This window comes from Variovorax sp. 20P10.2.4, from assembly GCF_058244205.1.
Genome location: NZ_JBZAYE010000082.1, coordinates 1 through 18,813, shown reverse-complemented (window position 1 = coordinate 18,813; position 18,813 = coordinate 1). Strand labels below are relative to the sequence as shown.

Below are 18,813 nucleotides of genomic sequence, written 5' to 3'. Positions count from 1 at the left end.
TGGCCGAGATCGCGGCGCTGCCGTCCACCACCGCGGGCCTGGCCAACGTGGGCTTCGATCCCGCGGCCGGCAATCCGCAGCAGTTGCGCGAGGCGGTGCGCGGCGAGCTCGCGCTGTGGCAGCCGATCATCCGGGAATCCGGCTTCCAGATCGATTGACGAATGGAGCGCCGATGATCCCGACCGACACGCTGTTCAGCGCCGACTACGCGACGGCGCGCCGCAAGTTCCTCGCCGCCTGCGCGCTGCGTGGCCTTGCACCCGAGGTGCATGGCCATCCGCTCGCGGGCGCGCAGGGCGAGGCACTCGCCACCGACGTGGTGCGCATCGGCCCGGCCGACGCGCTGCGCGTGCTGGTGCTGACCTCGGGCGTGCACGGCGTGGAGCTGTTCGCGGGCTCGGGCTGCCAGATCGACTGGCTGCTGACGCAGTCGCCCGACGACCTGCCGCCCGACACCGCCGTGGTGCTGGTGCATGCGATCAACCCCTGGGGCGCCTCCTGGCTGCGGCGCTACACCGAGGACAACGTCGACCTCTGCCGCAACTTCATCGACCATGCGCAGGCGCCCTCCTCGCACAAGTACGAGCCGCTGCACGCGGCGATCGCGCTCGATCCCGGCGATGCCTCGGCTGTGGCCGCGGGCGATGCGCTGCTCGCGGACTTCGCGCGAGTCCATGGCAGCGAGGCGCTCTACAACGCGCTGATGGCCGGGCAGTACAGCTTCGCGCAGGGCATGGGCTTCGGCGGCCAGGCGCCCACCTGGTCGCGCCTGACCATCGAGGCCGTGCTGCGCCGCCATGGCGCGTCGGCGCGCGAGGTCTGCCTGGTCGACTACCACACGGGCCTCGGCCCCTACGGCTACGGTTCGCTGGTCGCGCTGCAGCAGGGCGAGGCGCTGGCGCGCATGCGCGAGGTGTTCGGCGAATGGGTGGTGGCGGTGCACGAGAGCGGCGCGCCCGAGGACTTCGCGCCGGTCACGGGGCACAGCACGCCGGGCTACGAACGCGCGCTGCCGCAGGCGCGCGTGACGGCGGCCGTGCTCGAGTTCGGCACCGCGCGGCCGCAGCGCATGCTCGAGCTGCTGGTGCGCGACCAGCGCGAATGGGCGACGGGCATCGGCCGCACGCAACTGTCGGACACGCGGCGCGAGTTGCTGCGCTTCTTCTATCCGGGCGAGCCCGCGTGGCAGCGCAGCCTGGTCGACCAGTCGCGGCAGGTGATCGCAAACGCGTTGCGCTGGTTGGGCGAGGCCTGAAGCCTCGCTGTCCTACGCGTCGTCGTCGACCTGCGCCAGCGAAGTCCGGAAGGCCTGCAGCAGGTCGTCGAAGTCGGCACGCCTGCGGCCTTCGGCGACCGACAACGCCGACACCGTCACCGGGATGCGCGGCGAGACGCTGCGCACCGACAGCGATTCATCGCGCGAAAAGCCCGCGGTGAAGGAGTCGATCACGCAGGGGCCGAAGCCGTCGAGCGTTAGCAGCAGCGCGGATTGGTAGGTCTGCGCCGAGAGCCGCGTGCCCGCGAACACCGCGCTCTCCGACAGCAGGCCCAGCAGCGCCTTGCCGACGAGGTCGTCCTTGTCGATGCCGATGAAGTCGCGCGCCGCGATCTCGGCGATCGGCATGTCCGCGGTGTCGGCGCGCTTCCTCGCGCCGGCTTCGCGGCGCTCGACCCACACCAGGTGGCCCGTGCCCACCACCTCGGCGTCGACCGGGGGCGCATCGATCTCGCCATAGGCGATGCCCAGGTCGCATTCGCGCAGCGCCACCGAGCGCGCGATCTCGTCGGAGTGAAGGATCTTGATCGAGACCGCGCTGCGCGGATGGCGGGCCTTGAACGACGCGAGCGCGCGCGACAGGCAGGTGGTGGACAGCGAGGGCACGATCGCGATGCGGAACTGCGCCAGGTGGTCGGGCCGCAGCGACTGCGCGAGACGCCGCAGTTCGTCGACCTGCTCGAAGATCTTCTGCGCCCGCAGATGCAGCTGCCGTGCCTCGGGCGTCGGCTTCATGCCGCCCTTGTCGCGCACGAACAGCGCATAGCCGAGCTGCTGCTCCGCATGCTTGAGCGTCTGCGTCACGGCGGGCTGCGTGACGTTGAGGATGCGCGCCGCGGCACTCACGCTGCCCGACAGCATGATCGCGTTGAAGACCTCGATGTGCTTGAGTTTCATAGGGGGCCATTAGAAGACCTTATCGCGTTGCGTCAAATTCTGATTTGACGCTCCCGGGCCCCGGATCGGAGACTTCGATGCATGGAAGACAGCCGGGGCGCGCCGATCATGGCGCACGCCGGAAGTCGATGGCAACAACCGGCATCGGGAACCTATGGCGCATTCATTGGCGGTGGACCACACCGCACGACACGAGATCGATCCAGGCCTGTTCGACACGCCCGAGGTGCGGCAGGCCTGCGTCGACCTCGCCGCCTGCTTTCGCATGGCTGCGAGGCTCGGCATGGAAGAGGGCATCTGCAATCACTTCTCGGCGGTGGTGCCGGGCTTCGACGATTGCTTCATCGTCAACCCCTTCGGATTGGCCTTCGACGAGATCCGCGCTTCCGACCTGATCATCTGCGACTTCGACGGCCGCGTGCTCAAGGGCGACCGGCCGCCCGAGATCACCGCGTATTTCATCCACGCGCGGGTGCACAGGAGCCTGCCGCGCGCCCGCGTCGCGTTCCACACGCACATGCCGTATGCGACCAGCCTCGCGCTGGTCGAAGGTCAGCCGCTGCAATGGGCCGGCCAGACCGCGCTCAAGTTCTATGGGCGCACGGCGGTCGACGACTTCAACGGTCTCGCGCTCGATGCGAGGGAAGGCGACCGCATCGCGGCGGCGATCGGCGATGCCGACGTGGTGTTCATGCGCAACCACGGCGTGATGGTGGTCGGCGCGACCATCGCGGAAGCCTGGAACGACCTGTACTACCTCGAGCGTGCCTGCGAGGTGCAGGTGCTGGCCGAGTCCACGGGCCGCAAGCTCAGCCCCGTGCCGCCGGAACTGGCCGCGGCCACCTATGCGCAGATGCGCAGCGGCGGCAACGAAAGCGCGGTCCAGCACCTGGCGAGCATCAAGCGGCGCCTGCTCAAGACCGATCCCGATTACCTGCTCTGAACGTCACCCCGTACCTCACATGAAATCCCGTCTTCCGCATCTCGCCATCGCCGCCCTCGCATTCGCCTGCCTGGGCGCGAACGCCGCCGAACTGACCGGCCGCCTCAAGGCCATCAAGGAGCGCAACACCATCACCGTGGCCTACCGCGAGTCCTCGATCCCGTTCTCCTACCTCGGCGGCAACGGCCAGCCCATCGGCTATGCGCAGGACATCTGCCAAAGAATCGTCGATGACATCAAGACCGCGATCGGCAGCCCGGACCTCGTGGTGAAGCGCCAGGCCGTGACCTCGCAGAACCGCATCCCGCTGATCCAGAACGGCACCATCGACCTCGAGTGCGGCACCACCGTCAACAACCCCGAGCGGCAGGCGCTGGTGAGCTTCAGCACCACCTACTTCGTGGTCGGCACCAAGTTCGTTTCGCGCAAGGCCGACAAGCTCGCCACGCTGCAGGACCTCAAGGGCAGGACCGTCGTGGCGACCACGGGGTCGAACACCGTGATGCGCCTGCGCGGCATCGACCGCAAGGAAAGCCTGAACCTCAACCTGATCCAGGCGAAGGATTTCTCGGACAGCATGCTGACCTTCACCTCGGGTCGCGCCGATGCCTTCTTCGAGGACGACATCAACCTGGTCGGGCAGATTTCGTTCTCGCTCAACCCGGCCGATTTCAGCCTGAGCACCGACACCCTGAGCCGCGACCCCTACGCGGTCATGCTACCGCGCGGCGAACCCGAGTTCAAGGCCGTGGCCGACAAGGCCATCGCGCGGCTGTTCGCCAGCGGCGAGATCAAGGCGCTCTACGACAAGTGGTTCCAGTCGCCGATTCCGCCGCGCGGCGTGAACCTGCACTTTCCGATGAGCGATGCGCTGGCCAAGGTGATCGCGAAGCCGACGGATTCGTCGAATCCGGCGGACTATTGAGCAAAGGGATTCGCATGCCCGGCACCCGCAAGGTCGGCATCCTGGGTGGCATGGGTCCCGCGGCCGGCGCGGATTTTCTGCGGCTCTTCGTCGGCGCCTGCGAGGCGCGGCTGCGAGCCAGCGGCAGTCCCGTGTCCGACCAGGCCTTTCCCGAACACTGGCTCGCGCAGCTGCCGGTGCCGGACCGTACCCTGGCGCTGCTCGAAGACGGCCCCTCGCCCTTCGAAGGAATGACGAGCGGCATCGAGGGCCTGCGCAGCCACGGCGTCGCGAGCATCGCGATCGCGTGCAACACCGCGCATGCGTGGCACGCGAAGCTGCAGCGTTCGCATCCCGACGTGGAGCTGCTGCACATCGTCGAGGAGACCGCGAAGTACCTCGCGGCCCAGCGCATCGAAGCGGTGTGCCTGCTCGCGACCCAGGGCACCTACAGCCTGGGCTTCTACCAGGCGGCGTTGGCGGAGCGCGGCATCGCCTGCCATCTGCCGGCGGAGCAGGAGAGAGAGCAGGTCATGCGCGGCATCCGCGATGGCGTGAAGGCCGGGGACCTCGGACTCGCGACGCGACTGTTCTCCGAGGTGGCGCGGCGGATGGTCGAGCGGCATGGATGCGAGAACCTGCTGCTGGCCTGCACCGAGATACCGCTGGCGCTGCATGGTGTGCCGGGGCATGCGGGGGCGCGGTTGGTGGATCCGGCGGAGGTGTTGGCGCGGGCGTTGGCGGGGCGGGCTTATGCAGTGGGCTGAGTTTGGCCATGGTGCTCCTCCATAAGGAGGAGTGGCAATCCGGAAATCGGGAACCGTCCATCCTCTGATGTAGCATCCGCGCGCTCAAATCAAGAGGGAGAGGTTTCCGATGGAAAGAGGGTTGCGTTTTTCGCCGGTCGTCGTTGGACTGGCCATCTTGCTGACGGCCTGTGGTGGGGGCGGAGGTGGCGGTGGTGGTGGTTTCCCCTTGGTGGGCGCAGCTCCTTCGACCACACCCACGTCTTCGGATCCGGCATCCACGCCGAATCCCGAAACGCCATCGAGCCCCTCGGAGCCCTCGGGGCCTTCAGGTCCCACGCCCGGTACGGATCCTGATCCGGGTTCTCCCAAACGGACGACGCCCTATTCATACAAGGTTGGAAGCGCGACCTACGAGAATCGCGAGGCGTTCTTGGCCGAATTGAGCAGCCCGGCGATGGCGGGCCGCCTCTTTTTCTCGACCACGGGTGCCGAGGAGGGCGGGCAGACGGTCGTGAAGGCGGTCTACGAAAAGAGGGGCGATGCCACGAAGTACGAGCATCGCATGGTATCGGCGACCGATTCCAGGTCCGCCGCAGGCCTCAAGGCGCAGGGTGCCGAAGGCTTTATTCCGACTGCGGTCTGGATGGATCCCACCAAGGTGGGGCTGCAAGCGATTTTCAGCAAATCGCTGGATGCTCCGAAGAAGTACGAGTACGTCGAAGTCGACGATCTGACTGGCAAGGTCGATCCCGAAGCAGTGGCGCCACTGAACGTACTGGGGCAGCAAGGCTATTGCAAGCTGGACTTGAGCTTCGATGGGAAGACAGTTCTATCGAGGGAGTTGCCGACATCAGCGCGATGCACCTTCGAGTCGCAGCCGACGCGCTCTCTGGTGTTCAGCGAGTTCGTGGGCCAGTTGAACGATCAAGGCCAGAAAGGCTACAAGTTCGTGCTCAATACTTCGACGTTCACTTCCGCGGGCGCCAAATACGCGACGCTTTTCGTGCGGGACGCATCACAAAAGACGACATTCCACTACGAGATCGCGCTCAATACGCTGGTTGGCCTGGGCACCCAGCAGGTCAGGGACGAATATCTGGCGGTATTGAATCGCCAGGGTGCGGCAGGCGCTCGATGGGTGACCGATTTTGCTGAGAACGGGAAGAGTTTCCGGGTGTTCATGACCGCCTACGATTGCAGCGGCCTCTTGTGCAACTGACCGGCGGTGGTTTTGATCGGCGCAGAAATTCTCTGCTCACCGATCGACACCCCTCGGCATAAAGCCGACAGGGGCCGCGAACCCCTGTCGTTGATTGCGTCTCTCGTGGGCTGGCTCAGAGCCCCAGCGCCTTCGCCACCCCCGCCCCATACGCCGGATCGGCCTTGCTGCAGTTGTCGATGTGCCGCCGCTTGATGAACTCCGGCGCATCGCCCATCGCGCGTGCCGTGTTGTCGAACAGCACCTGCTGCTGCTCGGGCTTCATCAGGCGGAACAGGTCGCCGGGCTGCTTGTAGTAGTCGGCGTCGTCTTCGCGGAAATTCCAGAAGTCGGCGTCGCCGCGCAGCTTGAGCGGCGGCTCGCGGTAGTCAGGCTGTTCCTGCCATTGGCCGAAGCTGTTGGGCTCGTAGTGCAGGGTGCCGCCGTAGTTGCCGTCCACGCGCATGGTGCCGTCGCGATGGTTGCTGTGCACCGGGCAGCGCGCGGCGTTGACGGGGATCTGGTGGTGGTTGACGCCGAGGCGGTAGCGCTGCGCGTCGGAGTACGCGAACAGGCGCGCCTGCAGCATCTTGTCGGGCGACACGCTGATGCCGGGCACCAGGTTGTTGGGCGCGAAGGCGCTCTGCTCGACGTCGGCGAAGAAGTTCTCGGGGTTGCGGTTGAGCTCCATCACGCCGACCTCGATCAGCGGATAGTCCTTCTTGGGCCAGACCTTGGTGAGGTCGAAGGGGTGGTAGGGCACCTTCTCGGCATCGGCCTCGGGCATGACCTGCACGTAGAGGGTCCACTTGGGGAAGTCGCCGCGGCCGATCGAATCGAACAGGTCGCGCTGATGGCTCTCGCGGTCGCCGCCGACGAGCGCGGCGGCCTCGGCGTCGGTGAGGTTCTGGATGCCCTGCTGCGTCTTGAAGTGGAACTTGACCCAGAAGCGCTCGTTGGCCGCGTTGACGAAGCTGTAGGTGTGCGAGCCGAAGCCGTGCATGTGGCGGTAGCTGGAAGGAATGCCGCGGTCGCTCATCACGATGGTGACCTGGTGCAACGCCTCGGGCAGCGAGGTCCAGAAGTCCCAGTTGTTGGTGGCGCTGCGCATGTTGGTCTTGGGATCGCGCTTCACCGCCTTGTTGAGGTCGGGGAACTTGCGCGGATCACGCAGGAAGAACACGGGCGTGTTGTTGCCCACCAGGTCCCAGTTGCCTTCCTCGGTATAGAACTTCAGCGCGAAGCCGCGGATGTCGCGCTCGGCATCGGCCGCGCCGCGTTCGCCGGCCACGGTGGTGAAGCGCGCGAACATCTCGGTCTTCTTGCCGACGGCGCTGAACAGCTTGGCGCGCGTGTACTTCGTGATGTCGTGCGTGACGGTGAAGGTGCCGAAGGCGCCGGAGCCCTTGGCGTGCATGCGGCGCTCGGGAATGATCTCGCGGTTGAGGTTGGCGAGCTTCTCGATCAGCCAGACGTCCTGCATCAGCAGCGGGCCGCGCGGGCCGGCCGTGAGGCTGTTCTGGTTGTCGACCACGGGCGCGCCGAAGGCGGTGGTCAGGGGGGTCTTGTTCTGGGGATCGGATGGGTTGCTCATGGGGCGTCCTCTCGTCGTGGGTTGAAAGCGGGTCCACTCTACGAGCATCCGATGACCTTTCCAAACGACCTCCGTGGGGGGACGGGGGATACGATGGAATGATGCGGCGAGGCGCGGAATGGAGTAGGCAATCGGCCCGGTCCTCCGCGCGCCATCGCCGGCCCTAGCCGCGCATCCGCTCGACCGCGTCGATCCAGCGCACGAAGGCCGCCATCTGGTCGGTGACGAACTTGCGCGTGGTGTCGTCGGTGCAGCGGCCGGTTTCGACGTCGAACTTGGTGGGCGCGTGGCCGATGAAGACCTCGGGCTTGACCAGCGGCATGGCGTTGAGGAACAGCATGACCTTGCGCAGGTCGTACTGCACGCGCGCACCGCCCAGCGGGCCCGGCGCGGCGCTGACGATCGCCACCGGCTTGGCGTTGAAGGGCTGGTCCTCGCCGCGGCTGAGCCAGTCGATGAGGTTCTTGAGCCCGCCGGGAATGCTGAAGTTGTACTCGGGCGTGGCGATCAGCACGCCATCGGCGGCGCGGATGCGCTCGCGCAGCGTGGCGACCGGTGCCGGCAGGCCGCGCGCGTAGTCGTCGGCGTCGAACACGGGCACCTCGCGCCATTCGAGCAGGGTGAGAGAGGCGCCTTCGGGCAGCACCTCGCGCGCGAGCTGGACCACGTGGCGGTTCACGGAGGCGGCGCGCAGGCTGCCGCAGAGGGCGACGATGTCGCGGGTTGTCATTCGGAATCCTTCGGGAGCAATGGGAACGGGAAAGCGGCGAGCGGGCTCACTCGAGCGAGATGTTGTTGTCCTTGACGACCTTGACCCAGCGCTTCGATTCGGTGCCGACCAGCTGGGTGAAGTCTGCCGGAGAACCGCCGACGGGAATCAGCCCGAACTCGCCGAGGTAGCGCCGGTACTCGTCGGACTCGGCGATGCGGCGCGACAGGCTGGCGAGCAGGTCGACGATGGGCTGCGGCGTGCCCTTGACCGCGAAGACCCCATGCCACGAGTCGCCCTCGAAGCCCGGGAAGGCCTCGGCCACGGTCGGCACCTGCGGCAGCGACTCGAGCCGGTGCGTGCTCGACACGGCGAGCGGCCGCACCTTGCCGGCCTTGATGTAGGGCAGCACGTCGGCGATCGGCGAGAACGCGGTGCTGACGCGGCCGCCGAGCACGTCGGTCAGGCCGCCGTCGCGGTAGGGCACATGGTTGAGCGCGAGGCCGGCGCTGTTGGCGAAGTAGGCCATCGACATGTGCGGCACCGTGCCCACGCCGTACGAGGCATAGCTGACCTCGCCGGGCCGGGCCTTCGCGTCCTTGATCAGGTCGGCGAGCGTCTTGTAGGGGGACTGCACCGGCACCGAGACCACCAGCGGGATCGACAGCATGCGCGTCACCGGCACCAGGTCCTGCGGCTGGTAGGGCAGCTTCTTGTAGACGAAGGGGTTGATGGTGAGCGTGCCGCTCGCGGTGTAGAGCAGGGTGTAGCCGTCGGCGGGCGCGGTGGTGACGGCCTGCGTGCCGACGATGGTGGAGGCGCCGGCGCGGTTGTCGATCACCACGGGCTGCTGCAGCTGCTTGGAGATGCGGTCGCCCCAGTAGCGCGCCATCACGTCGGGCGCGGTGCCGGCGGGGAACGGCACCACCACGCGGATCGGCTTGCTCGGATACTTGTCCTGGGCTTGAGCCCAGGCGGCGGCGGTGAGGCCGAGGGCCAGCGTCCAGGCGGCGCGTTGGAAGAAGGGGTGGATCGCGGTCGGCATGGTTGTCTCCGGTGGGCCGGACTTGGGTGCCGGCTGGTTGAAGCGCGGGGTGCGCGCAGTGCCAGCGAATCTAGGTGTTCCATCGAGCGCAATGAAGCGCCCCCGGCGGAAAGCTTTGTTCCGCCTGCAGGAAAACTCGGGCGCGGGAGTATCCTCGGCGCCTCTTCGAACCCGCCCACGGACCCAAGCGATGGACACGCCGTTCAGCCTGCCTTCCGCCTATCGCCTCGCATCGACCCGCCGCTGGGGCCGCACCCAGGGACTGACGGTGACGCCGACCGGCGCGGCGCGCGGCCGGCGCGAGTTCCTGTGCTTCCGGCCCGGCTTCTATCTGTCGCTGGGCCATGTCACGCACCTGGAAGAAAGTCGCGAGGTCTATCGCAGCGGTGACTTCATCAAGCTGCATTTCCGGCTCGAGGGCGAAAGCCGGGTCGGCCAGCCCGGCAGCACGGGCGCGCAGACGGTGAGCGCGATGAGCGTGAGCACGCTGTTGCAGCCGCCCGGGGCGGCCAAGGAGGAGTTCTTCGCGAGCGAGGTGCGCGAGCGTTCGGTCACGCTGTGCTGTTCGCGCGATTTCCTGTCGGAGGAGTTGGGCCTGCTCGAGCTGCCGCTGGATGGGCCTTTCGGCGCCTTCATGCAGGCGCGGCCCGATCGCTTCGAGCTGCTGCGCTTTCCGCTGAGCACGGCGCAGCATGAGATCGCCGATGCGTTGCTCGACGACGGATCGGGCGACCGCTTCAGAGGGCTCTATGCCGAGGCCAAGGCTTTCGAGTTGCTGCATGGCTTCCTGACGCGCGGCTTCGGCGATGCGCCGGTCGATGGCGCCACGGCCGCGGCGCGCGAACGGCTGGCGCCGCTCAAGGACCATATCGACGCGCATCTGGGCGAGGTCTTCGATGTGCGTGGCCTGGCGCGCCGTTTCGGGCTTAGCGAGAGTCGCCTTGCGCGCGGCTTTCGGCAGGCCTATGGCAGTTCGCTGTTCGAGTACGTAGCCAGGGCGCGGCTGGCACGCGCTCGGGTCCTGCTGGAACAGGGGCGTCAGAGCGTGACCGAGATCGCGCTCGACGTGGGCTATGGCCATGCCGCGAATTTCAGCACCGCCTTCAAGCGCCACTTCGGGCTGAGCCCGCAGGCGGCCCGGCAGGCCGCGCGCGCGGGGCACGGCGGGCACTGACGCGACGGCTCAGACCACGTCGGCCGGGGCGATCAGCACCCGCGTGTACTTGTTCATCGCCTCGACCTCGAGGCCGAGCCAGCGCGCGACCTGCTCGACCGACGTGCCGCGGCGAAGCTGGCGCAGCGCGAAGGTGTGGCGCAGCCGGAACGAGCCACCCTCGGTGCTGTCGAGCCCGGCCTGCGTGAGCAGTTCGCGGGCGCAGCGGTAGTGCGATTCCTTGCCCCATGGCTTGCCCGTGCGCGTCGAGGGAAAGAGGTGTTCGCCCGGAATCTTCAGCTCGGCACGAACCTGCAGCCAGTGCTTGAGCAGCTCGGCGGCCCAGGGCGCGATCGGCGTTTCGCGCGGCGGCAGGTTGCCGTTGCCGGGCACGGCGATCTTCCAGGGGCGGTCGGCCACGCGGCCACCGGCGGTGGTGGGGGCGTCGATGGCCAGCGCGCGCACGTCGCCCGGCGCAAGGCCGGCACCGAGCTGCAAGCCGACGGCCGCGTGGTTGCGCAACTGCTGCCAGGTCAGGGGCTGGCCGCGGCCTTCCGACGAGGTGGCGGGGCGCGGGCGGGCACTGGAGAGAAAGAGGATCAGGTGCTTGGCCTCGGACGCCGACAGGAACTCGGGCGGCGGGTCGGCACTGGCCGCCTCGGCATAGCGGATCTCGGGATGGGCCAGCAGCCAGTCGGCGGCCGCCGTGCTCGGGGGCAGGTCGTGCATCGCGCAGCGATGGCGCAGCACGTGGTCGATCAAGCGCACCAGCCGCAGCGCATGGCGCGGCGAGAGCGACAGGTCGCTGCTCTTGATGCCGTAGCGCGCGGCCTTGAAGGCGTCGAGGTCGGCGGGTGACAGGGACTCCAGTGTCACCCGCGGCGACTGGCTCAGGCACCACGAGGTGAAGCCGTTCCACATGTCGCGGTAGACGGCCATCGACGAGGCCTCTCGCAGGGTGCCGGCGGCGCTGCGGGCCGCGAGCCATTCCTGAAAAGCCGTTTCATGCGGGCTGCCGACGGGGTCGGTATCGAAGAGGGAAGGCGTGACCATGAAAATACGCTAACGGCCTGGGTTTGTGGTTGAGGAACGGTGTTTGTTTCGGCAGCGACTTAAAAGGGGTTCGTATTAAGAGTAAGCCGTTAGTGTATTTACAGGACCATGATCCTGCTGCTGATAGAGGCCTGAAAGAGACATCTTTTCGACTCCCACTAGCCGACCTGTTGCAATCCGACCCGCCGCACTACCGTTTTCCGTTGGCAACTTGTCGGGCAGCCGTTTTCAAGAATCGCCCGAGGCCGCCGAGATGCCCTCTGACAGGCCATCTCGTGGGGACGCTGCAAGTTCCAGCGCATGCTGAGCCTGAATGCCCTCTCACCCATGCTGGCCGACTCGCGCACCATCGATCTGAGCGAGTCGGGCTGGATCTTCGAGCAGCGACTGAGCGGCTGCCGCCTGCTGGCGCAGACCCGCACGCCCACGCGATCGGGCAAGGTGCAATTGCAGACGCGTGACGGATCGGATGCCACGGGCTGGTTTCCCGAGGTGGTGGAGAGCCTGGCCCAGTTGAAGGAAGGCCCCTGCATCCTCGATGGCGTGGCCTGCGTGCTCGACGACAGAGGCCGTTGCGACCGCGAAGGGCTCAGCGAACGTGCCAAGCGGCGCGGGTGGTATCGCGGCGCCAGGCCGGTGTTCTATTTCGTCTTCGACCTGCTGATGGTGCAGGGCACCGATCTCACCAGCGAGCCCTTGTCGCAACGCAAGCAAAGGCTCGCGCGTCTGCTCGGAACGCCGTTGCTCAACGTGATTCCGGTCCATCACTACGAACGTTCGGAGGCCGTCGCATTGCTGCAGCAGGGCAAGGCCCAAGCGGACTTCGCGGGACTGATGGCCAAGCGGGGAGCCAGCATCTACAGACCCGGCATCCGCTCGGCCGATTGGGTGGCACTGAACGCACAGGGTCCACACGAGCGCATTGCGACCTGAGCCGATGCCTCGGCGCCTTCAGCGCGTGTCGGTCGTCTCGAGCTTGGCGGCCAGTTCCTCGAGGATCGAGCGCAGCTGCGCGATCTTGCGTTCGCCGAGCAGTCCGGCCAGCCGCTCCTCGTAGCTCTTCGACAGCACGATCCCGGTCAGCACCGCTTTCTCGCCGCGCGCGGTGAGCTGCACCGTGTTGGCCCGGCGATCCTGCGCGTCGGGCGTGACCGTGACGAGGCCGCAGCCCTGCATCTGCTCGACGAGGTAGCTCATGCTCTGCTTGGTCATGCCGGCGCGCGCCGCGAGCTCGCTCACGCGCGAACTGCCGGGCCCCAGGTTGCGCAACACCGCGCTGAAGGCCGGCCGGATGTCTTCGAAGCCGCTCTCCCGGAGCTCTGCATAGAGCCACCCGGACATGCGCTCGTAGGGCATGCGCAGCAAGGCACCCAGGGTCTGGTGGGTGTCGGTGAAGGGCTTTTCCTGTGGCATCGCGCGAGTATCCCCGAACGACAGTCCGCCTGTCCATCTGCGATCACGCCTATGGCCAATGGCCGATGGAAAAGACAGGGCCTTTGTCAATAATTGGCAGACATTCTGTCTTTTAACGACGCCCCGGCAGAGGCGTCACCTGCATCAGGAGCTTTGGCTTGCAAACGATCGAACACAACCTGGCGGTGGTGGACCGCCATATCCAGGGAGAGGCCCGCGATGTCGACTCCATCCTCGACCTCTACACCGACGACATCGTGCTCGAGGTCCCGGGCCGCGGCCTGCGCTTCGTCGGCCGCGACGCCGTGCGTGCCAACTACCTCGCGATGTGGCCGTCGATGGCGGAGGTGGAGATCACGCCGCTCGACCGCTTCGCCACTGAGCACCGGGTGGTCGACGACATGCTCGTCCACCTGCGCCTCGTCGGTCCGGGCATGGTCAACGCGCCGGTGGCCATCGGCTCGCGCGTGGCGCTGCGCCTCGTTCACCACTTCGAGATGCGCGACGGACTGATCGCGCGCGAGCAGGTGTTCGAGATGTGGAACCTGCGCGAGCCCGAGGCCGGCCGCTGAACAGGAAGAGGCATTCGCAACGGAACCAGTCCCGGCTTTAGCGAGTCGCACCGGTCGGTCGGTGAGCAGCCGTCTTGCGCGTGTCGGCATCTCTTCCGACAGGCGCTGCGAAGGCCGCTGACTACGCTCGTCGGCAGACCTGGGTGACACCGGGGCCCGATTCCAGCCACGCCTGCTTCTGCGTCACGCGACATGTCCTCGATGCCTCTGCCACCGTCCCTCCATCCGTTCTTTCTCCGGAAGCAGCCGAAGACGCCCGCATCGAGCGGCATCGGCCGCGACACGCTCTCGCATTCCGAGCAGCACCAGGGATGGGAATTCCACTACAGCCTCGCGCCGGTGCCCGCGCGCGCCACCTTCTCGGGCACTGCGCAGATCCATCGCCAGGGCGAACGGCACTGCGAGCTGCCGATCTTCGAGCCGCAGCGCAATGCGCTGGCATCGATCGACCTGTTGCGCGAACAGTGCCTGGCGTGGATCGAGAGCCGCTCGGCGGCCACGGGCCAGCCGCCGCCCTCCGCGAACTGAGCCCCCCATGGACTGGATCTCCTGGCTGCAATGGCCCGCCTTCGTCGCCTCGGTCGGCGCCGCCTGGCTGGTGGCGTCGAACGCGAAGGGCAGGCGCAATACGGGGTTCTGGGTATTTCTCGCGAGCAATGTGCTGTGGGGCATCTGGGGCGTGTATTCGAGCGCCTGGGCGCTGATCGCGCTCCAGGTGTGCCTGGCCGCCATGAACCTGCGCGGTCTCGGCAAGACCAAGGAGGCGTCGTCGCAGAACTGATCGGCAGCCGATACGGAGCGGAAAACAGCCCCGTCGGTCAAAAATAGCCAATAGGGCTAGAATGGCCAGATTCCTCCCTCGGAGAAGTCCATGGCTGCCATCTGGCCCCCGCTCGATCAACTGCCGCGTCAGAACGCCTCGCAGGTCAAGAACCGTTGGGGCGAGGTCGTGCGCCAGGTGCGCCAGTCGGGCAGCGTGGCGATCACCAATCACGCCAATGTCGAGATGGTGCTGCTCGACGCGGCCACCTACGAACAGCTGACCACCGACCTGCAGGCCCTGCGCTCGCGCGAAGCCCATGTGCTCGAGGAACTCGGCGCGCGTTTCGATGCGCGGCTCGCGGTGCTGCAGCAGGAGGACAGCGCCGCCAGGCTCGACGGCCTGTTCGAGGCGCGCGGCAAGCAGCGCCGGCGTCCGCGGGCCGGCGAAAGCTTCTGATGGGTGCCGCCGCGGCAATGCGGCCGTTCATCTTCGTGCTGGCCGGCGTCAATGGCGCCGGCAAGAGCTCGGTGGGCGGCGCGATGCTGGCCGAGCACGGCCTCGACTGGTACAACCCCGACCGCTTCGCGCGCGAACTGGTGGCCGCGCTCGGCATCGACATCGCCGATGCCAACGGCCGCGCCTGGGAGCATGGCCGTGCGCGGCTAGCGGCCGCCATCGAGAGCGGCCGCAACTTCGCCTTCGAGACCACGCTCGGTGCCCGCACCATCCCCGATCTGCTGGCGCGCGCCGCGCGCAGTCACGACGTTTCGATGATCTTCTGCGGCCTGGCCTCGCCCGAGCTGCATCTGCACCGCGTGCGCGCCCGCGTGCTGCGTGGCGGTCACGACATCCCCGAAGCGAAGATCCGCGAGCGCTGGACCGCCTCGCGCGCCAACCTGATCCGGCTGCTGCCGCATCTCGCGCGGCTGCAGGTGTTCGACAACAGCGCCGAGGCCGCGCCGGGCGAGGAGATCGACGATCCCCTGCTGGTGCTCGAAGTCATCGGTGGCCGGGTCACGCATCCGGCGCCCGAGGACGCCGCGGCGCTGGCCGCCACGCCCGCGTGGGCGCGGGCCATCGTGCAGGCGGCGATCGAGCAGGCGCGATCGCCGGACAGCACGGCCTGATTCAGGCGGCCAACGCGCCGGGCCGGACCGTCTCGCCCGCGATCGCGCGCCGCGCGACATGGGCCACGCCCTCGGCATCCAGCAGGTAGTGGCGGTACAGGTGCGTGGGCGGCGCGATCAGGCTGTACTCGTCGTGGATGCCGTGGCGCACGAGCCGCACCGAGCCGCCGACATCCGACAGCACCTCCGCCACCGCGGCGCCGAGGCCGCCGAGCACGTTGTGCTCTTCCACCGTCATCAGCAGCTTCGATCGACCGGCCGCCTCGAGCACCGCCGCGCGGTCCAGCGGCTTCACCGTGGCCATGTCGAGCACGCCGACCGACAGCCCCTCGGCGCGCAGCGCCTTGGCCGCCTCGAGCGCGGAGAAGACCGGCATGCCGCAGGCAATGATCGTGAGGTCGGTGCCCTGGCCGTGCGCGATCGCCTTGCCGATGCGGAAATCGATGCCCCCCGCGTAGATCTCCGGATCGCGGCCGCGCCCGATCCGGAAATAGATCGGCTCGGGCCAGTCGACCGAGGCCTTGATCGCGGCCTTCAGCTGGTGGCCGTCCGCGGGCGAAATGATCGTGAGCCCGGCGATCGAGCGCATGGTGCCGATGTCCTCGGTCGCATGGTGCGAGGTACCGTAGAAGCCGAGCGAGATGCCCGTGTGGTGACCGATCAGCCGCACCGGCAGCGCGCTGTAGGCCACGTCCATGCGGATCTGCTCGCAGCACAGCAGGCCGAGAAAAGAAGCGAAGGTCGCCACGAAGGGCATCTGGCCCGTGGTCGCGAGGCCGGCCGCGGCCGACACCATGTTCTGTTCGGAAATGCCGAACTGGATGTAGCGCTCGGGAAAGGCGGCCGCGAACTTGTTGAGGCCGTTCGAATACTGCAGGTCGGCCGAGCCGGCCACGACCGGATGGCCGGCCTCGGCGAGTTCGATCAGGGCGTCCGAGAGCATGCTCAATCCGGGCGTCGTGGCGTTGAGCGAGCGGTACTGCCAGCTTTCGGGGGAGAGGGGTTGGGACATCGGGTGGGCCTCGTGGTCAGATTTCGGTTTGCATGATTTCTTCGATCGCGCGCGCGGCGTCGTCGGGCGACAGGTAGCCCAGGTGCCAGCCGGGCTCGGTCTCCATGTACGACACGCCCTTGCCCTTCACCGTGTGGGCGATCACGCAGGCGGGCCGCTCGCGCCGCGCGTCCTGCTTGAGGCGGCGCAGCAGTTGCGTGAGGGCCGAGAGGTCGTGGCCGTCGACCTCGTGCGTCTCCCAGCCGAAGGCGCGCCACTTGTCGGCCAGGCCCTCGATGCCGATCACGTCGTCGACGCGGCCGTCGAGCTGGAAGCCGTTGCGATCGACGATGGCGATGAGCTTCGAGAGCCGGTAGTGGGCCGCGAACATCGCCGCCTCCCAGACCTGGCCCTCCTGCATCTCGCCATCGCCGAGCATCACGAAGGTGTCGAAGCCGCGCTTCGCGATGCGCCCGCCGAAGGCCATGCCGGCACCGGCCGACAGCGCATGGCCGATCGAGCCCGAGCTGAAGTCGATGCCCGGCACCTTGCGCATGTCGGGGTGGTCGCCCAGCGGATTGCCCAGGCGGGTGTAGCCGTCGAGCGTGGCGCGGTCGATGTAGCCGTACTCCGCGAGGATCGGGAACAGGCCCACGGCCGCATGGCCCTTGCCCATGAGGAAGCGGTCGCGATCGGGCCAGCGGGGCTCGTTGGCGCGGATGTCCATCACGTCGTAGTAGAGCGAGGCGAACAGTTCGGCGGCGGAGAACACCGAGCTGTAGTGGCCGACCTTGGCGATCTCGATCAGCCGGATCGTTTCGAGGCGGATGAAGCGGGCCTTCTCGCGCAGGCGGTGGAGCTCTTCCGCGGACGGGGCGGACGGGGCGGGCGGTGATTCGGACGGGAATGGCATATCGGTTGCGTGGCTAGAGGGTGAAAGGAGCCCGCGCGCATGGGCATGCGGCGCGGGCGGGCGTGGGGTTCGGGAGCGTCGTGCCGGGCCTGCGTCCTCCATCGGGTTTTCCATCAACGGATCGAGCGAAAAAAGACTTGTCCCGCTCGAAATCAACATATAGGATATATCCTACATCACCGATCGGGACCTGCAAAGTCCGATTTCCTCCCCACTGTCCAGAAGGTCGTCCATGACAGTCGTATCCGCGCGTTCCCGCTGTCGCGCAGGCATTTCCAAACTCGCCGCGCTCCTCGCGCTGGCCACGGCCGCCACCGCGTCGATGGCGGCCGATCTCACGGTCGTCGGCTTCGGCGGCGCCTTGCAGGAAGCATTTCGCAGCGCCTACTTCGAGCCGTTCAAGAAGCAGGGCGGTATCGCGCTGGTGGAGGACAGCTATCCCGGCGGCTATGCGCGGCAGAAGGCCATGGTCGAGACCGGCAACGTGACCTGGGACCTGGTGCAGATGGACGAGAACGAGATGGCCTCGGCCTGCGAGCAGGGCCTGCTCGAGCCCATCGACCGCAAGCAGTTCGCGAAGGCGCAGGACATCAACCCCGCGGCCTTCGCCAGGTGCGGCGTGGGCGCCTTCGTCTGGTCGAAGGTGCTGGCCTACGACGGCCGCAAGTTCGGCGACAACGGTCCGCGCACCTGGGCCGAGTTCTGGGACACCCGGCGCTGGCCCGGCAAGCGCGGCCTGCGCAAGCAGCCGCGCATGACGCTCGAGATCGCGCTGCTCGCGGACGGCGTGCCCGCCGCCGATGTCTACAAGGTGCTCGCCACCAAGGCCGGCCAGGACCGCGCCTTCGCCAAGCTCGAGCAGCTGCGGCCTTCCATCGTCTGGTGGGAATCGGGCGCGCAGCCGCTCGAATGGCTCGACAGCGGCACGCTGGCCGCCACCGCCGCCTACAGCGGACGCATCGCCTCGGCCAACCAGCAGGGCAAGCAGTTCCGCTTCAGCTGGGACGGCCAGCTCTACAGCATGGACTACTGGACCATCGTCAAGGGCAGCCCGCACCGCCAGCAGGCCTACGCGCTGCTCGACTCGATGTTCGACGCGCAGCGCCAGGTCGCCTTCGCGCAGGCCATTCCCTACGGCGTGACCAACACCCGCGCCGCCGCCGCCATGCCCGAGGCGCTGCGCCCGCTGCTGCCCACCTCGCCGCAGAACCTGCGCAACGCGCTGCTGCTCGACACCGCCTTCTGGGTCGACCACGAGGAAGAGCTGCTGCAGCGCTTCACGCGCTGGGTGTCGCAACGTTGAGGCCCGCGACGATGTCCACCGGTTCCTCCGCCGTCTCGCTCGCCGTTCCCTCCGTTCCCACTGTGCCGGCCGCTGCCGGCGCGGCCCTCAGGCGCTCGACCCACCGCGCGGGCCGGCGCCAGCGGCTGGTGTCGCTGCTGCTGGTGGCGCCGCTGCTGCTCTACGGCGCCGTCTTCTTCCTGCTGCCGCTGGCGATGATGATCCACCGCG

21 protein-coding genes and 1 pseudogene are annotated in these 18,813 nt (G+C 67.7%); 14 read left to right on the top strand and 8 right to left on the bottom strand.

The annotated features are described in order from the left end of the window. Positions 1 to 172 precede the first annotated feature (172 nt). The gene (locus AC27VN_RS11030; protein ID WP_490876569.1) at positions 173 to 1,255 is read left to right on the top strand and encodes a DUF2817 domain-containing protein; all 1,083 of its coding nucleotides are present in this window, start codon (positions 173 to 175) and stop codon (positions 1,253 to 1,255) included. Positions 1,256 to 1,267: 12 nt separating this feature from the next. Here AC27VN_RS11030 and AC27VN_RS11025 read toward each other — a convergent pair whose 3' ends face one another. After that, positions 1,268 to 2,173, bottom strand: a complete 906-nt coding sequence (locus AC27VN_RS11025; RefSeq protein WP_490876568.1) for a LysR family transcriptional regulator — start codon at positions 2,171 to 2,173, stop codon at positions 1,268 to 1,270. 154 nt (positions 2,174 to 2,327) lie between these two features. Here AC27VN_RS11025 and AC27VN_RS11020 point away from each other — a divergent pair, with 154 nt between their 5' ends. The 4 genes from AC27VN_RS11020 to AC27VN_RS11005 all read left to right on the top strand — a co-directional run bounded on the left by AC27VN_RS11020 (position 2,328) and on the right by AC27VN_RS11005 (position 5,988). Next, positions 2,328 to 3,116: an aldolase gene (locus tag AC27VN_RS11020; protein ID WP_490876567.1), complete on the top strand. Its 789-nt coding sequence runs from the start codon at positions 2,328 to 2,330 to the stop codon at positions 3,114 to 3,116. A gap of 19 nt (positions 3,117 to 3,135) precedes the next feature. Continuing rightward, positions 3,136 to 4,041: an amino acid ABC transporter substrate-binding protein gene (locus tag AC27VN_RS11015; protein WP_490876566.1), complete on the top strand. Its 906-nt coding sequence runs from the start codon at positions 3,136 to 3,138 to the stop codon at positions 4,039 to 4,041. A gap of 14 nt (positions 4,042 to 4,055) precedes the next feature. Next, the gene (locus AC27VN_RS11010) at positions 4,056 to 4,787 is read left to right on the top strand and encodes an aspartate/glutamate racemase family protein (protein ID WP_490876565.1); all 732 of its coding nucleotides are present in this window, start codon (positions 4,056 to 4,058) and stop codon (positions 4,785 to 4,787) included. A gap of 109 nt (positions 4,788 to 4,896) precedes the next feature. After that, positions 4,897 to 5,988 (top strand): hypothetical protein, encoded by a 1,092-nt coding sequence (locus tag AC27VN_RS11005; protein ID WP_490876564.1) that lies wholly within the window; start codon positions 4,897 to 4,899, stop codon positions 5,986 to 5,988. 115 nt (positions 5,989 to 6,103) lie between these two features. On the opposite strand, the gene AC27VN_RS11000 is transcribed toward AC27VN_RS11005, so the two are convergent. From AC27VN_RS11000 to AC27VN_RS10990, 3 genes are all read right to left on the bottom strand, one after another. Next, the gene (locus tag AC27VN_RS11000) at positions 6,104 to 7,561 is read right to left on the bottom strand and encodes a catalase (RefSeq protein WP_490876563.1); all 1,458 of its coding nucleotides are present in this window, start codon (positions 7,559 to 7,561) and stop codon (positions 6,104 to 6,106) included. Between the two features lie 163 nt (positions 7,562 to 7,724). Beyond that, a complete protein-coding gene (locus AC27VN_RS10995) occupies positions 7,725 to 8,291 on the bottom strand; it encodes an NADPH-dependent FMN reductase (RefSeq protein ID WP_490876562.1) in 567 nt (188 codons plus the stop codon). Between the two features lie 46 nt (positions 8,292 to 8,337). Further along, the gene (locus AC27VN_RS10990) at positions 8,338 to 9,315 is read right to left on the bottom strand and encodes a Bug family tripartite tricarboxylate transporter substrate binding protein (RefSeq protein WP_490876561.1); all 978 of its coding nucleotides are present in this window, start codon (positions 9,313 to 9,315) and stop codon (positions 8,338 to 8,340) included. Here AC27VN_RS10990 and AC27VN_RS10985 point away from each other — a divergent pair. After that, complete coding sequence (locus tag AC27VN_RS10985) at positions 9,314 to 10,489, top strand: helix-turn-helix domain-containing protein (RefSeq protein ID WP_490876560.1); 1,176 nt, start codon at positions 9,314 to 9,316, stop codon at positions 10,487 to 10,489. The genes AC27VN_RS10990 and AC27VN_RS10985 overlap by 2 nt on opposite strands. Positions 10,490 to 10,498: 9 nt before the next feature. On the opposite strand, the gene AC27VN_RS10980 is transcribed toward AC27VN_RS10985, so the two are convergent. Beyond that, complete coding sequence (locus tag AC27VN_RS10980) at positions 10,499 to 11,521, bottom strand: tyrosine-type recombinase/integrase (protein WP_490876559.1); 1,023 nt, start codon at positions 11,519 to 11,521, stop codon at positions 10,499 to 10,501. A gap of 300 nt (positions 11,522 to 11,821) precedes the next feature. On the opposite strand from AC27VN_RS10980, the gene AC27VN_RS10975 reads away from it, so the two are divergent. Beyond that, the gene (locus AC27VN_RS10975; protein WP_490876558.1) at positions 11,822 to 12,454 is read left to right on the top strand and encodes an ATP-dependent DNA ligase; all 633 of its coding nucleotides are present in this window, start codon (positions 11,822 to 11,824) and stop codon (positions 12,452 to 12,454) included. A gap of 18 nt (positions 12,455 to 12,472) precedes the next feature. On the opposite strand, the gene AC27VN_RS10970 is transcribed toward AC27VN_RS10975, so the two are convergent. Continuing rightward, the gene (locus AC27VN_RS10970; RefSeq protein ID WP_490876557.1) at positions 12,473 to 12,934 is read right to left on the bottom strand and encodes a MarR family winged helix-turn-helix transcriptional regulator; all 462 of its coding nucleotides are present in this window, start codon (positions 12,932 to 12,934) and stop codon (positions 12,473 to 12,475) included. Positions 12,935 to 13,092: 158 nt separating this feature from the next. Between AC27VN_RS10970 and AC27VN_RS10965 the strand changes: the two genes are divergently transcribed. From AC27VN_RS10965 to AC27VN_RS10945, 5 genes are all read left to right on the top strand, one after another. After that, positions 13,093 to 13,506: a nuclear transport factor 2 family protein gene (locus tag AC27VN_RS10965; RefSeq protein WP_218159386.1), complete on the top strand. Its 414-nt coding sequence runs from the start codon at positions 13,093 to 13,095 to the stop codon at positions 13,504 to 13,506. A gap of 192 nt (positions 13,507 to 13,698) precedes the next feature. After that, a complete protein-coding gene (locus tag AC27VN_RS10960; RefSeq protein WP_093345613.1) occupies positions 13,699 to 14,034 on the top strand; it encodes a hypothetical protein in 336 nt (111 codons plus the stop codon). Between the two features lie 7 nt (positions 14,035 to 14,041). Then, complete coding sequence (locus AC27VN_RS10955) at positions 14,042 to 14,287, top strand: hypothetical protein (protein ID WP_208508349.1); 246 nt, start codon at positions 14,042 to 14,044, stop codon at positions 14,285 to 14,287. Between the two features lie 90 nt (positions 14,288 to 14,377). Further along, the gene (locus tag AC27VN_RS10950) at positions 14,378 to 14,725 is read left to right on the top strand and encodes a type II toxin-antitoxin system prevent-host-death family antitoxin (protein ID WP_490876556.1); all 348 of its coding nucleotides are present in this window, start codon (positions 14,378 to 14,380) and stop codon (positions 14,723 to 14,725) included. Continuing rightward, complete coding sequence (locus tag AC27VN_RS10945; protein WP_490876555.1) at positions 14,725 to 15,396, top strand: ATPase; 672 nt, start codon at positions 14,725 to 14,727, stop codon at positions 15,394 to 15,396. The genes AC27VN_RS10950 and AC27VN_RS10945 overlap by 1 nt, the downstream gene beginning before the upstream one ends. Before the next feature lies 1 nt (position 15,397). Here AC27VN_RS10945 and AC27VN_RS10940 read toward each other — a convergent pair whose 3' ends face one another. Together AC27VN_RS10940 and AC27VN_RS10935 are read right to left on the bottom strand one after the other, a co-directional pair. Continuing rightward, the gene (locus AC27VN_RS10940) at positions 15,398 to 16,408 is read right to left on the bottom strand and encodes a transketolase family protein (RefSeq protein ID WP_296801037.1); all 1,011 of its coding nucleotides are present in this window, start codon (positions 16,406 to 16,408) and stop codon (positions 15,398 to 15,400) included. Between the two features lie 16 nt (positions 16,409 to 16,424). Further along, the gene (locus AC27VN_RS10935; protein ID WP_490876554.1) at positions 16,425 to 17,300 is read right to left on the bottom strand and encodes a transketolase; all 876 of its coding nucleotides are present in this window, start codon (positions 17,298 to 17,300) and stop codon (positions 16,425 to 16,427) included. A 232-nt stretch (positions 17,301 to 17,532) separates the two neighbouring features. On the opposite strand from AC27VN_RS10935, the gene AC27VN_RS10930 reads away from it, so the two are divergent. Both AC27VN_RS10930 and AC27VN_RS10925 read left to right on the top strand, forming a co-directional pair. After that, positions 17,533 to 18,603: an ABC transporter substrate-binding protein gene (locus AC27VN_RS10930; RefSeq protein WP_490876553.1), complete on the top strand. Its 1,071-nt coding sequence runs from the start codon at positions 17,533 to 17,535 to the stop codon at positions 18,601 to 18,603. An 11-nt stretch (positions 18,604 to 18,614) separates the two neighbouring features. Beyond that, positions 18,615 to 18,813: pseudogene (locus tag AC27VN_RS10925) on the top strand (hypothetical protein); the annotation flags it as partial.